A 13,498-nucleotide genomic window follows, 5' to 3' on the forward strand; every position below is an offset into this window, starting at 1 on the left:
GTTTAATATTTATGGAAGTTTTGTTTTAGGAATTTTATAAGAGTTTAGGAATTCTATTATCTCATCTGCATTAGCTTCTGTGAGCCCTACTTTATCATCTATTTGGAAGAAGTGCTTCTCTTGTATATCCAGTATATCATCTTCATCATCTATGATAGCATAGTTTTCTAAACCTCCTTTTAAAGTTTTGTGATAATCTCTAATCCATTTAAGAATTTCAAGACCTCTCGGAGCTAGTTCAAATGTGTCTTTATAATGAAGTGATTCTGTAACACTGATTATCTCAACATTCAGATTAACTTCTTTAAATAACTCATTGATTTCCTCTAAGCTTCTTATAAGCCTCCACGCAGAAGACAGAACCACTTTAGCATCGGTACTACTTATTATCCTGTTTAGCACAGTAACATTTCTTGGGTCAAAGTGAGAGTTCTCTTTATGATGGGAATTTAGGCTCTTATTCTTGTAATACTCTGCATTATTTAAGACACCATCGATGTCAAGATATATGATTTTCATTTCTTTTTGTTTTTAAGTTTGAATATCAAGAAGAGAAATCCTATTACTCCTAAACAGATTAATCCCCATTTAATAGCCTTTTTAGTTTCATATTCCTTCTTCATCTCTTGAAGAGTTATTTCATCAGGCATTTCATAAGGGCTAAGTCCATTAGCTTCTGCCATTTCTGCATATTCTTTTGGGAAAGTTTTTATACTTTGCCCCCCATTTCCATAAAACCCAGATTTATCTTCTCCATAGGTATTAGAAGTTTTAGGAATATGAGAGCTTTCTTTACTGTTAGCTTTTTTCCAGAATTCTTCCTTTGATAATTCTTGCTTAGGGTTTTTAGAAATATCTCCAATTCTCAATATTTCATTGTGGTTTCTAAAGCCTTTTATCTTACCATTCTTAAAAGTAATGGTAGCTATGCCTGTTTCTCCATATCTCCATATCTCCTCATCAACTATCTCATAAGATTCTATACTGACAGGCTCACCTTGTACTTTCTTTACTTCCTGTTTAGTAGAGCCTATATTGATATATTGTGCATACAGAGTATTTAAACTTGATAACACAAGAATAAATAAGGGTAAGATTAAGATCTTTCTCATTGTTGAGTTTATTTGGTTGTTAATTTATCTTTTAGTATTCCATATGCCTTACGGGAATCCATAAAACAATATTGTCATATATGGCATTAAACTCAACAAACTTAACTCATTCCTTTGATATTGCCAAATATGTCAAGTATGGAGAAGTTAGAATTATTAAAATCTATAGGTAAAAGAATACAGGAGATCAGGAATAATAAGGGTTTAACCCAAGTTGAGCTAGTAGGAAAAATTACTGGAGAAATTGATACAACCAATATTTCAAGAATTGAAGCAGGAAGAACCAATCCTACAATATTTACTCTTTATAGAATATCAGAGGCCTTAGAAGTAAAGCTTTCTGATTTGGTAGATATTGTCTTAATAGAAGAGTAGTCCTTTCAAAATTTGGCTATTATATTATATCTTGTAAAAGATGAGACTTATTTGTTTGATATTTACAGGGAATTAAAAACACCTGTGCGTTTGATTTGAGATATTTTATATATATGCTCCTTATAGAACAATAGAATATATCAGAGAATTCTCTGTTAATTTTAAAATGTAAATATTTTAAGATTAATATTTATAGTAGTCCTTCATCAGCAAAACTGTAATAAGATTCTTTATTGATAATTAAATGATCAAGTAATTTGATTTCTAAAAATTCACATGCTGTTTTTAATTTACTTGTAATATCCATATCAGCTTTACTTGGTCTCAGATTTGTGCTGGGATGATTATGTATTAATATAATATGAGTTGAAATAGACTTTAATGCAATAGAAAGAATTAACCTTATATCTTCTACACTAGAAGATATACCTCCTTTTGATAAGCTATAAATACCTATAACTTTAAGAGCATTGTTAAGAAACAAGACTTTAGCTTCTTCAAACATTTCAATTGTATCTAGATTCCAATTGTTGAGAGCTACTTTGTATGATGATTCACTAGTAGAGACTATAGTACCCATAATGTTAGGAGAATAAGAAACTTGTATTTCTGATACTTGATGATATTTCATAATAAAAAGGATTAAGTGAGGAATTATAGAATAAAAACTTCCAATCTCGTATTTGCACTATATAGCATAGAATACGAAAGTGGAAGTTTATGTAATAAGGTTCTATTTAAACTCTAAGATTAATCTGCTAAAACATGGTCATATTTTCCATTAGTAGAAAAAGTTTCCAGATCTGCTTCAAATCTTTCAGATGTTACCTTATTAGACTTTATTGAGCTAGAAGGAACAATACTTGCCGGAACATACACGAACCTATGTTGCATAATAATGGATTCTCCTGTCTCTTTGATAACATATTCATAAGGTTCACATTCTTTTTTCTGAACATTACCCTGAAGCTCAGTACCAATTAATGCCTTGCAGGTTTCTTCATCAAATGTAGATGAAATGAAAGTTTTCTTTGCAGTAGCATAATACTGATTGGTCTTTTGGCTTAATACCATTTCAATACCTCCTTGAACTTCTAGAGCACAAAATGTTGTACCATCCTCTCTTTGTCTTGCTTTGTAACTAACAATTCTTACCATTGTTTTTGATTTTTGAGTTAAAAAATGACCTCTCTGGTAAACAAACTTACAGTAAACCAAACTTTACTTTCAACTAAAGTTAATCTGCCTGAAAAACGTGTTCTTCTCATAAAAAGGTACGGGGGATGATCCCTCAAACATTAGTGGGGGGGCTTTGTTTTCCGGAGGGATGAGCTTTTGTAGAGCTCCAAAAAATTTTAAAAAATTTGTTTAATATTCCTTAATTTTGAATTATTCCTATAATAAATATTAATGATTGACATAAGAATCCAAAGAAGTTTGACTTCAAAAAAAATAAAAGCATTATACGATGATTATCTCTATGAGAAAAATTACAGTGGTGAGTTTAGAATAATACTTCCAAAAGAGATAGAAAAATATAGATTTGGTGTGTTTGCTGAATTGTTGCAATTCTTAATAACATTGAATAATGAATATATTGTAAAAGAAATTAAACTCTCAATTGATAGTGCTGAAGACTTAAATAAAGTTTATGAGCAGGAATTTATATACCCTATAGTATCATTATTTTGGAATTCTACAAAGTTTACAAATATCAAAGGAGATCTTATAAAGGATGAATTAAGAAGTTTGCAAAACGATTTTTTTATAAAAATGAATTCATTTCAAAGGCTAAAATCAAACAAATCATTATTGATTAATATTGATCATTTTTCAAATAGTAAAGGATTAATAAAGCTTTTTGAAAACGCTAATGGATTTAACGAAAATGAAGAACAGATAATAGATGTTATAAAAAAAATTCTCAAAAAGAATATTCTTACCTATAATTTTAATAATCTAATAGAATTTGAAAATATATTATCTGATATTGGTGCTATCATATATGAATTAATTAAAAATACTTTTGAATGGGGGAAATCTGATAAATATGATGTACCTATTAATCCAAGTATAAGAGGATTGTATTTAAGATTTCATAGTAATATGTATGAAAATGCAATTCAGGATTTTGAAAATACACCTATTGGATTTTTTTTAAATGATGAGGTAATTAAACAAAACTGTGTAACAGATTATGAAAAGATAGATTACTTAGAAATTACAGTTTTTGATTCAGGAATAGGCTTTATAGATAAGTTTCAAGATAAAAATGGATTAGATGATATTACAATATTAAAGAAATGTCTTATTAAAAATCAAACTTCTTCTACAACAAATCTAAAATCTAAAAAAGGATTAGGATTAGATAGAATTTTAAAAACAATTGATAAAAAAGGATTTTTAAAAATTAGTACTGATAAATATGTTGCTTATAGAAATATGATTAAAGATGAGTACTCACAAATAGATATTAATAATCTCGCTGATTTAATTATTGAAGATTGGAATAATAATGAATTTAACAGTAGCGATAATAAAAAATTATCAGGCACTTTTATCAGCATTTTATATCCTTTTAACTATTCATCATATCAAAATTAAGTAATGGGGCAATTCTATATATATAACGCTAATCTACCATCAAATGACTTCAAAAAAGTCACTGTAATCTTTAATCCAAGCAAAGATTTTAATTACTCTAATTTAAGGGAAGAACTATATAAATTTTTTAAGAACTCAAGTCAGTCAGATGGAATTATTTTCTTTTATGGAGAAGATAAAATTGATTTTGAAAATGAGGTACAGGAAAAGATTGACATAATATTTAAAAGTATTCCTAAAGTTGAAGAAGCAACTTTATCTAAAAATATATTCTTTATTAAGTATAATGAGAATAAAAATAATATTTCAACAAGTAGTAAGAAAAAAATTGAAAAGAATTTAAAAGAGATAATACGGCAGGGACTAGTAAATATTTTTGTAAAAAATGGAGGATTAGTAGAAAGTAAAGGAATTTCGCATCATTTCAAATTTCCTTCGGGAAAACATTCAGCAAAGTTTTTAAGAACTGCTAATGTTTTATTGAATAAAGCAGAAATTGATTTTATTGGTATTAATACTCTACATCTGATCTGCTCAAATAAATTCGAAAATATTTATTGTGATACATTATCTATTAATGTAATAGGATATTCTATAATAAATTTTTTAAAAAGATTTAACTCTGATAGAAATGTAAATATTGAATCATTTAAATCATATGATGGATTGTATAATAAAAATACCATTTTTAATGATAATTCTGTTTTTTTAATATCAGCTTCTACATCAGGAGGTATACTAGAATATATAAAGAAAAACCATAGTGAAATAAGTATAAAATCAATATGTTTCCTATTCTATTTACCATTAGAAAAAAAATCTAATGTGACAATAGAGCAAGTTTTATGTGACTTAACATTTAACAAGAATTTAAATTACGGAATTGAAGAATATGATATCTATAATACTAATATAAAACCTTGTGGATTTTGCGAAAATAGTTCTAAAGCAATTAATATTATTGGGGACTCTTTTAGTATTGATGAGCCAATCATTGAATCAAAGCAAATTACTGTTGGTTTTATAAAAAAAGAAATTAAAGATTTTGTGGAATTGTTCAAATTCAAAAATGCTAATGATATAGGTACAACACTAAAAGTTTCTTATGCTGAAGACACGGTAAACAGAAAAAAATATGACTTATATATTGATTATGAGAAAATAATAAATAATCTTAATGAGTATCCTAAACATCGAGAAAAACTGGATGCATATATTCAACAATATATACCAGCGTCTATAAAATATATTATCCATTTAAATGATAAAGGTTCTCAAAGATTAGCAGAATATATTGCTGAGTTTATTAATCCACAAATTGATGCTGCTCCTACAATTATTAATCATTCCGAACTTGCTAAATATGATATTCCTGAAAATGTTATTGGCTCAATTCTGATAGTAGGATCCTGTATAAGTAATGGGAAAAATTTATTGTATTTAAGTAGATATTTCAGAAATTATGCCTCATTAAGACTTATATACTTTATTGGAATTAATAGAGTTAATAATCAAAAACAATACGATGAATTAAGAACTAACATTAGATATGGGCTATATGGACCTGAAAACAGCACATTCATTGAAATAGAGAAAATTTTTTGTGATAATACAAATACAGAAACATCGTGGAGCAGGGAGAGTGATTTCTTAAAGCAAATTTTAGAAGAAAGCGATGAAATTTGCAATGTTATTAAGGAAAGAATAAGTACAATTGATTCGTTTTCCAGTTCACAAGTTAAAGGAGGAAGTAATAATATTTTTTATAATAGTATTGATGGAAAAGAACTAGAAATTAGGAAGAATTCTGCTTTTTTCAATGACAATAGCTACTATCAAAATATCTGTCAATCGGATATTTACTTTACAATTTCTTGTATTTTAAATAATATGAGGACTGACAGAAATAAAGTGCTTTATCAAACAAGTTTTGTAAGGAATCTACTTACTCCGTTAGTGTTCAATAGATTTAATGACGGAGTTATTCAAGCCTCAATTCTTAGAGCAACAAAAGATGAGGAATTAAATTATTCTATTAGCGAAAATACTTCTCTGGAAATGTTAAGTTTGCTACTAACTTTTTTAAAACATAAACATGAATATCAGGGAGAGGCTATTTATGAGTTTTTATATGCTCTTTCAATAGGAAAACTAAGACTATTTAAATCTCATTATTTAATATTGATAGGCGAATTAAAAAATCATCAAGATGAGGTAATAAATATTTTCGAGAAAAGTATAACAAAAATATATCAAGAAAGTATTTAAGCCTCTGGGAATATAAAAAATGCCTTAGCCTTATATATCAAAAGAATATCCAACTTGTCTTATCTATTATGGATGTTGCAAGAAAGATTTCATTTAAAATTGAAACTATGATTGATAATAAATTGATGACTTTAGATATTATAAATGATGAGATCAATTAAAGACAAAGAATTTATAAAGCTTATTGAGGACTTTGAGCCAGAAACTATTAGAATAGAAAATATACATGTACATATCGAAGAATCATTAAGTATTGACATGAGATGGCAGTCTTTCTACTTTGAGAACTGCATATTTACTGGGCAAAGAATAGACTTTTATATTTACCAATTAATAGAAGATTCATTTCAGTCATTACAGTTTATAAATTGCTCAATATCAAATGACCTATTCATAAAAGATTGTAAGCTTAATATAGTTGAGTTTAGAGATGTTGAAATAACATCTAAAAGCCTTCATATTACAACTTCTAGGATAGAATCCATTTCTATAACTGGAAGTTCAAATAAACACAATAAGATTAAATCCATAGTACTTAATCATTTAAAAGAAACAAATCTTAATCTTGACTTCAGATTAAATGACATTGCTGAACTTTACATACATGAATGCTCTTTTAATAAGGTAATGATGAATGCGAATGAAGTAAATAGACTAACATTTGAAGAAATAGATTGCAGTTCTTATTTTCAGTTTTGGAAAAATACACTTAAAGAAAACTCTATTATAAAGAAATCATCATTTGATGAATTCATAGGTAAGAATTCCACTTATGGAGCAGAGTTAAAGTTTGAACAAGTTACATTCAAAGATATTTGCCGTTTGGAACTTGTTCCTGACAAACCTATAAGTTCATTAAGTTTTAAAGAATGTACCTTTGATAAAAGTGCTTACTTTGATGATAGCAACTTTCATCAACTCTCTATAAATGGAACTTTCTTTAAAGATATTGTATCATTTAACTCAACTACTGTAAGCACTATCAAATTTAGAAGTGTTCATTTTGATAAAGTTGCATTCTTTAATGATTTTAAGATTCTATTAAAAACATTAGCAGATCTTGGAACTATCAGAATAATAAAAACCCAACTTTCTAAAACTGATAACAAGATTGATTATCTACAATATAATGCTCTAGAGCAGGAGCTTTTACTTAAAGATAAAAGAACTAGTACAAGTGATAAGATATTATTAAAGCTAAATAGAAAATCAAACTATTTTGGTAATGATTGGATAAGGGGCGTCTGGTTTACTCTAAGAATGAGTATTTATGGATTTATAATTCTTTTGATTTGGAATGGTTTTTTAAATAATAGTGGTTACAATTATCTAATAAGTTTCAACTCCAAATTACCTAATGCTACTTGTCAGGAAATATTAAGGGAATGGTTAAAATTTACATTTTCATTTGATTTAAGGAGCTACAGAAATTATGAATCTCATGGTGTACTTCTACTAATTTTTTTCTTTTTTAAAATCTTTATTGGTTATGGTGTATATCAAACAATTGCAGCTTTCAGAAAGCATAGTAAATAGTTAAATAGCATTAAATTATGTTTACATTATGAAAAAATTGTATTTTTGTATTAATGGATACTAATAAACTTCTGATAACTAAGTATATACTATATAAATTTTCAATATGGTATGAGGAAGCTTTTGGAGAAAATGAGAATAATGATTTAAGTATTTTAAAATCATTAAAATTAATATTCCTATTAGCTACAATCAATTCTGTTAAGCAAAATGAGAATTTGTTAGATATGGGTTTTGAATTTGCAGCAATGCCTTATGGTCCAGTTGAAAAAGAAATTTACGATTGTTATAAAAATGGATCATTAGATGACATTATTGATAAAAATGGTCTTAAAATTCATAATCTTGAAGCTTTTATTATCAACAATTCCATTCAACAAAAAGATAAGGCTGTTATTGATAATAATCTAATTATCTTAAAGTCGTATAACTATTATTTAATCTCAAAATCTGCTTCTTATTTGGTTGACTTAACTCATAAGTTCACTTCTTGGAAGGAAAATTATAAACTAGCAACTTCTGCGGGTAAATATTCACATGATATTCCTAAAATAGATATACAAGAAGATCATCTACACTATTCCTTGTAAAAAAGTATGGTCAACACAATTATAATAGGAATTGGAAACTTAAGAAGAACTCTTCCTAATGATGTATCTTTTAATCATCATACATTTTCATATATACCAATAGATAACTTTGTAAAAGAATCAATATATAGTATAAATCTCTCAATAATAGAAGGGAAATATATCATAGAAGATATAAAAAATGCATACTCATTAATAACATCTGAAATAAATCAGCTAGAATTTGATTATCCCCATCTTTTAAATATAAAAGATTATTTAGATGTAACAAGAAAATGTTTAAGTAAATATTTAGGCTTTTATGAAATGATAAGGAATATTTACGGTTTTCAACTTATTCATTTCACAAATCATGAAAAAGTAAAAAGGAATTATTACAATGAATTTAAACTACTCGATTTAAATATTAGACTTAGCATTATAGATAACAATTTTGCAGCCGATTTAACCATATTAAAGAAGCTGTTTATTATAAAAAGTGAATTAACTAACATAAACGTTTATGGTAATCTTTCTGAGATTCATAATGCGTTAGAAGTAAAAGTTAATTTCCTTTTATATAAATGGTATTTAAGAAGCGCTCAGAAAGAGAAAAATATAGAGTATGATTTAACTGTTGAAAATTATAAAAGAGCCCTTCCAAATACACTATTTGATGATTGGATAGAAAAAATGCTTAATCACTATGAAATTCTTGAAGAGAGCTGGAGAATTTACTTTTATCAACAGTATCAGAATATGATTAGTATTTCTAACGTAAATCTAACTTTTTCTCAGACACATAATAAAATAAAATATCTCAAAGACGTAGCTAAAAATGAAGTCGAGCTATATAAAATTGTTGTTGATCTTAATACTCGAATAAATCAACTAAATAATGTTAGTGAACTTGAAAAGTTATCTTATCACTTATTATTTAACTATTCAATTAATAATTATTTTTCAAGTTTCTGTGATAAACAATATCAAAAGTTTAAACTATTAAGAGATGCAAATCATCATAAAATAATTGAAAAATGTAAGATTATAATTGATGATTTGATGGATACTTATGAAAATATCCAAAACGATACAAAAGGAAATCTAAACAATTTCTTCTTAGATTATAAAGTTGCCTATTTCTGCATTAAAATTTTGAATGAAGCTTATGAAGTATGCACGGATAAGTTCTTATTTATAGAAACATTTAATAATGATACAAACTCTAAAATCAGTGCAATATTAAGTAACTACAAAAAAAAGAAGAAATGGTCATTACTAAATAATAACTATATTTTTAAGTTGGATTATGCAAGTTCAATTAAAAATCATAGTAACTTGAATGTTTACTATGCATCTTCGTTTACCTTAGCAAAGATTAATGATGATGTAGAAAACAGATTTGAAGAAGTAGACAATCTATATAAAGATTTACAATTAAGGTTTGCTTTAAAGTATGAAATAGAAACCATTCATACTTTAAATGAAGATTTTAAGAAGGATAACAAGAGAATAATTGAAGTTGTCACAATATTTACTGCTATTATTTCTTTTGTTGTTGGTACAGTAGGAGCATATAATTTTTTAAAATCGTTTGAACAGTTTTTATTGTTTTTAGTTTGCTATGGCATTACTATCTCAATTTTTGTTTTATTAATGTATTTTGCGAACAACAAGCTAAATAACTACAAAGAATCATATAGCTCAAGATCATTTAAGCTCTATAAGAACAGTAAATCAATCTATGAATTTAGATATCCTGTATTCAACTATAGATTGCTTAAAAACAGTATTATAATACTTATTGCATATGGTTGTGCATTTTCAGTTGTTCATCTTTTATTTAAAAACTACCAGAAGAGGATTGCTGTAGACGAATCTAAAAAAAGTGATAGCATAGGCAAGATTCAAAATTCTCAAAAAGCAAAACTTGACTCAATTATTAATATTCTAAATAATAAAGATGTAGAGTCTAGAAGTACTAAAAATGAAACTACGGTTAAACCAAAAGGAAATTAATAACGCACCACCCATTCTAGGAAACAATTAATGCTTTATTAAACACTAATTAAATAGCCTTCACAACCACAATCAATTATCAATTTTCTCCATTTTTTATCTTTAGTTACATATAGATCTCCAGGCTGAACATAGCTTAGCATAAAAAAATCAATTATATCATTAGTAGTGGATTTTAAATCACCAATCTCTAATCTCTTAAAGTAAAGATCAAGGGTTTTAACCAATAGTTCAATCTTGTTAAAATCCATTTGGCTAATATCTTTATCTGTAGCTAAATAAACTATTTGAGCTAAATACTCTTTGATGAAAATAGTCGAATCTTTCATTATATGCTTTTTATTATTTTTAATTCTATTCTGTACTTTTTTTGCTTCATCATTATACATGATTGACAGGTTTTCAAAATCAGCATTAACAGAATCAGCATAATTAAAGAATTCCTCAACTTTCTTAGGATCAATATAATCTCCTTTCTTGTATCTAATCAAAAAAAGAATATAATCTTCCAATTCCACTATGTTTTTATAGTGATAGAATTGATATTGTTTAGCAATGTAAACAAATGGAGGCTCAAATAAAATCTGAAACTCATCCATTTTATTAAATATCCATCTTGATCTTAAAGGATTGCTAACAACACTTCTTTTCTTAATGATTTCAAAATAGTTTAAAAAAGTGGGTGTGACTAAAGATTGATCTAAATCTTTTAATAGGTTGCGATTTTCAAATAACCCATACCAGATATTAGTGTCTAATATTATTTTCATTTTACAAAACCATATAAGGGATAAATATAGTCCAAAGTATTTATAAATCCACCCCGTAATATACAGGGGTGGAAAAACTCAACTCAAAAACCAATGATAATCAGAACTACCATTAAGTGCTTTTTGAATGCCTTTTGAGAACTCAAAAGCATTCAAATTTCTATTTAGAAAATTATCTATATATGAAGACTTATTAGCCTGCGTAAAGAGGTTGTAGACATCCCAGAGATTAATCCTGCCATCCTCTAGTCTACAGAAGTTATTGTCCTCATAATAATCTTTTGCCATAGTATTGATATGACTGTCATTAAAGTTCAGCAAGGGAATATTTTGTTTTTCAGATTTAGGTAAATGTTGGTATAATCTACTACGTCCTATAAGCTGTGCAAACTGATGTTCAGAAAGATAATGCTGTGTAAGTTCTTTCATTTCCATAAGATGTAATTCAGCATTATAGCTCTGAATAACTTCTATTACCTTTGAGTACAAATCTTGTGAACTTCCAACTCTCATATCTTCAACAAAACCATCACTTCTCACACAAAGGTTCATGCAAACCTGATTTTGAAAACCTATAAAGAATTTGAACTTTTCAAGAGATTTTTTATTGTAAAGATTTTCCAAGTTGTAACTGCGTACTCCACCAATTGTGAGAGAAAGCTCATTGCCATTTACTATATCAGTAATAGTGGGAACTTTAACAATAAAAGCCATCCTCTCATAATAGATGGTTTTTTCATGTTCCAATAGCTCTTTTACAGGCTTATGAATTGCACTTGGAATTCTACCTTTAATTTGATGAGAAACCCTGATTTCAGGTTCAGTAATGTTGTGATGTGGAAATATTTTCTGAACAGCATTGAGTACAACCTCAATAAATTCCTGATGTGCAATAGTTTTCTCATTGTCCTTACTGAATACAGGAATAATACAATCATTCTGTAGATGATGTAATGTAGCTTTTGATGTATTGGCTAGTATAAAAGGACTAGGCTCATTACACCTATTTTCAGCTAGTATAACAGGAGTATGAGGTAGACCTTGCGCATTAGAATTGGGTATTAAAAAAGCCTGAACAGGTTCTTTAGGTTCAGGCTCTTGTTTAAAATTTAATTCTACTTTATTAGTAATCCCATGCATTCTACTTGGATAGAATACTTCAGCATCCTCAAAATCATTATCTTGTAAGAATATATCTCTGATTGGCTTCCTAATTACATTCCTTAATTCCAGTCCATTATTTTTCCCTATTATGATAGTAGAATTTGAAATATCAAAAGCTTCTTCTAAAGTAGCGGGTTTAATGTTGTTTTGAGTGTCCATTTTGTGAAAAGTTATTTGGGTTAGTTAAATGAATAAGTATTGATTTTCTTGCTTCAAAATCTGGTTTTAAAGAGATGTGATATTGAGGAAATTGCTTATACAAGGCTAAGAGTTCAGCTAAAGAGTTACAATTTTGAATAGCATTATAAACCTCTTCTTCAGTAGCTTCTATTAGATTAGGAGACTGTTGTTGAGTAGAGATATTATTAGGCTTACTTCCTGAATTACACCACTCTAAAATCATTTTACCTATTTTAGAGGTTATAAGAAATTCAGGTTTATTCATAAATAATCCTGTCCTATCTTTAGAAGCCTTAGCAAGATGATTTTCATTTATAAGCTCGAAGTTTATGGTTAGCTCATACTCAAAACCTTCTCTGGTGATTTCCTTAGTTCCATGTTTTACAACTTGGGTTTTACCATTGCTACCTATATCAAGGGAATAATCTATTTTCCTTCTAGTAGTTGTAATGATATGACAACTTGATTGCAATATCTTATTTATAAATGCTTGGTGGCGAGGACTCACCTTTGCCCAATCTTGGAATCTACTTCCTAATTTCTCATGTATTTCTAAACATCCTCCTGTACCATTCCATTCATGACTTACAGAATCTATGATAATAACTTCAATTCCTGATTTCTCACATAGTTCAATAGCCTGAATATATCTTTCAGGACTATAAGGTGCTTGTAAGTCCAGTACATTGTAATTACCTAAGTCTGAATACAGAGAAGCTGAAGAGTTTTCTGTATCTATGACAGCTATTTTGCTCCAGTCATTTGTAATTCCATAGGCTAATTGTAAGGCAGAATAAGTCTTCCCAAATCCTGATGCTCCTGATAAACCAAGTCTTAACTTGACTTGTTGTCTTTGTGATTGTTTTAATTGCATAATAAATAGTTTGTAAAAAAATATTGA

At 27.7% G+C, this 13,498-nt stretch carries 13 protein-coding genes; 6 read left to right on the plus strand and 7 right to left on the minus strand.

Annotated elements, in window-relative coordinates:
- Window positions 1–9: 9 nt before the first annotated feature.
- Window positions 10–519 (minus strand): HAD domain-containing protein, encoded by a 510-nt coding sequence (locus LC418_RS01980; protein WP_223557915.1) that lies wholly within the window; start codon window positions 517–519, stop codon window positions 10–12.
- A complete protein-coding gene (locus LC418_RS01985) occupies window positions 516–1,112 on the minus strand; it encodes a hypothetical protein (RefSeq protein ID WP_223557916.1) in 597 nt (198 codons plus the stop codon). The genes LC418_RS01980 and LC418_RS01985 overlap by 4 nt, the downstream gene beginning before the upstream one ends.
- A gap of 138 nt (window positions 1,113–1,250) precedes the next feature.
- Here LC418_RS01985 and LC418_RS01990 point away from each other — a divergent pair, with 138 nt between their 5' ends.
- Window positions 1,251–1,487 carry a helix-turn-helix domain-containing protein gene (locus tag LC418_RS01990; protein WP_223557917.1) on the plus strand — a complete coding sequence of 79 codons (237 nt, stop codon included), beginning with the start codon at window positions 1,251–1,253 and terminating at the stop codon, window positions 1,485–1,487.
- 190 nt (window positions 1,488–1,677) lie between these two features.
- On the opposite strand, the gene LC418_RS01995 is transcribed toward LC418_RS01990, so the two are convergent.
- Window positions 1,678–2,118 (minus strand): JAB domain-containing protein, encoded by a 441-nt coding sequence (locus LC418_RS01995; RefSeq protein WP_223557918.1) that lies wholly within the window; start codon window positions 2,116–2,118, stop codon window positions 1,678–1,680.
- A gap of 119 nt (window positions 2,119–2,237) precedes the next feature.
- A complete protein-coding gene (locus LC418_RS02000) occupies window positions 2,238–2,645 on the minus strand; it encodes a hypothetical protein (RefSeq protein ID WP_223557919.1) in 408 nt (135 codons plus the stop codon).
- 252 nt (window positions 2,646–2,897) lie between these two features.
- Between LC418_RS02000 and LC418_RS02005 the strand changes: the two genes are divergently transcribed.
- From LC418_RS02005 to LC418_RS02025, 5 genes are all read left to right on the plus strand, one after another.
- Window positions 2,898–4,091, plus strand: coding sequence for a hypothetical protein (locus LC418_RS02005; RefSeq protein WP_223557920.1), 1,194 nt, complete (start codon window positions 2,898–2,900; stop codon window positions 4,089–4,091).
- A 3-nt stretch (window positions 4,092–4,094) separates the two neighbouring features.
- Window positions 4,095–6,359: a hypothetical protein gene (locus tag LC418_RS02010; RefSeq protein WP_223557921.1), complete on the plus strand. Its 2,265-nt coding sequence runs from the start codon at window positions 4,095–4,097 to the stop codon at window positions 6,357–6,359.
- Window positions 6,360–6,503: 144 nt separating this feature from the next.
- Window positions 6,504–7,895, plus strand: a complete 1,392-nt coding sequence (locus LC418_RS02015; protein WP_223557922.1) for a pentapeptide repeat-containing protein — start codon at window positions 6,504–6,506, stop codon at window positions 7,893–7,895.
- A gap of 53 nt (window positions 7,896–7,948) precedes the next feature.
- Window positions 7,949–8,485 carry a SocA family protein gene (locus tag LC418_RS02020; RefSeq protein ID WP_223557923.1) on the plus strand — a complete coding sequence of 179 codons (537 nt, stop codon included), beginning with the start codon at window positions 7,949–7,951 and terminating at the stop codon, window positions 8,483–8,485.
- A 6-nt stretch (window positions 8,486–8,491) separates the two neighbouring features.
- The gene (locus tag LC418_RS02025) at window positions 8,492–10,483 is read left to right on the plus strand and encodes a hypothetical protein (RefSeq protein ID WP_223557924.1); all 1,992 of its coding nucleotides are present in this window, start codon (window positions 8,492–8,494) and stop codon (window positions 10,481–10,483) included.
- 38 nt (window positions 10,484–10,521) lie between these two features.
- Here LC418_RS02025 and LC418_RS02030 read toward each other — a convergent pair whose 3' ends face one another.
- From LC418_RS02030 to LC418_RS02040, 3 genes are all read right to left on the minus strand, one after another.
- Window positions 10,522–11,253, minus strand: coding sequence for a hypothetical protein (locus LC418_RS02030; RefSeq protein WP_223557925.1), 732 nt, complete (start codon window positions 11,251–11,253; stop codon window positions 10,522–10,524).
- 78 nt (window positions 11,254–11,331) lie between these two features.
- Window positions 11,332–12,576: a DUF3871 family protein gene (locus LC418_RS02035; protein ID WP_223557926.1), complete on the minus strand. Its 1,245-nt coding sequence runs from the start codon at window positions 12,574–12,576 to the stop codon at window positions 11,332–11,334.
- The gene (locus LC418_RS02040) at window positions 12,554–13,471 is read right to left on the minus strand and encodes an AAA family ATPase (RefSeq protein ID WP_223557927.1); all 918 of its coding nucleotides are present in this window, start codon (window positions 13,469–13,471) and stop codon (window positions 12,554–12,556) included. Before LC418_RS02040 ends, LC418_RS02035 begins: the two co-directional genes overlap by 23 nt.
- Between the last annotated feature and the right edge of the window lie 27 nt (window positions 13,472–13,498).

Origin of the sequence: Chryseobacterium lathyri (assembly GCF_019970085.1) — a bacterium.
Classification (GTDB): Bacteria; Bacteroidota; Bacteroidia; order Flavobacteriales; family Weeksellaceae; genus Chryseobacterium; species Chryseobacterium lathyri.

Bases quoted from the DNA above. Each gene is read 5' to 3' on its own strand.
- LC418_RS01980 (WP_223557915.1), bottom strand. From the start codon at position 519: ATGAAAATCATATATCTTGACATCGATGGTGTCTTAAATAATGCAGAG.
- LC418_RS01985 (WP_223557916.1), bottom strand. From the start codon at position 1,112: ATGAGAAAGATCTTAATCTTACCCTTATTTATTCTTGTGTTATCAAGT.
- LC418_RS01990 (WP_223557917.1), top strand. From the start codon at position 1,251: ATGGAGAAGTTAGAATTATTAAAATCTATAGGTAAAAGAATACAGGAG.
- LC418_RS01995 (WP_223557918.1), bottom strand. From the start codon at position 2,118: ATGAAATATCATCAAGTATCAGAAATACAAGTTTCTTATTCTCCTAAC.
- LC418_RS02000 (WP_223557919.1), bottom strand. From the start codon at position 2,645: ATGGTAAGAATTGTTAGTTACAAAGCAAGACAAAGAGAGGATGGTACA.
- LC418_RS02005 (WP_223557920.1), top strand. From the start codon at position 2,898: ATGATTGACATAAGAATCCAAAGAAGTTTGACTTCAAAAAAAATAAAA.
- LC418_RS02010 (WP_223557921.1), top strand. From the start codon at position 4,095: ATGGGGCAATTCTATATATATAACGCTAATCTACCATCAAATGACTTC.
- LC418_RS02015 (WP_223557922.1), top strand. From the start codon at position 6,504: ATGATGAGATCAATTAAAGACAAAGAATTTATAAAGCTTATTGAGGAC.
- LC418_RS02020 (WP_223557923.1), top strand. From the start codon at position 7,949: ATGGATACTAATAAACTTCTGATAACTAAGTATATACTATATAAATTT.
- LC418_RS02025 (WP_223557924.1), top strand. From the start codon at position 8,492: ATGGTCAACACAATTATAATAGGAATTGGAAACTTAAGAAGAACTCTT.
- LC418_RS02030 (WP_223557925.1), bottom strand. From the start codon at position 11,253: ATGAAAATAATATTAGACACTAATATCTGGTATGGGTTATTTGAAAAT.
- LC418_RS02035 (WP_223557926.1), bottom strand. From the start codon at position 12,576: ATGGACACTCAAAACAACATTAAACCCGCTACTTTAGAAGAAGCTTTT.
- LC418_RS02040 (WP_223557927.1), bottom strand. From the start codon at position 13,471: ATGCAATTAAAACAATCACAAAGACAACAAGTCAAGTTAAGACTTGGT.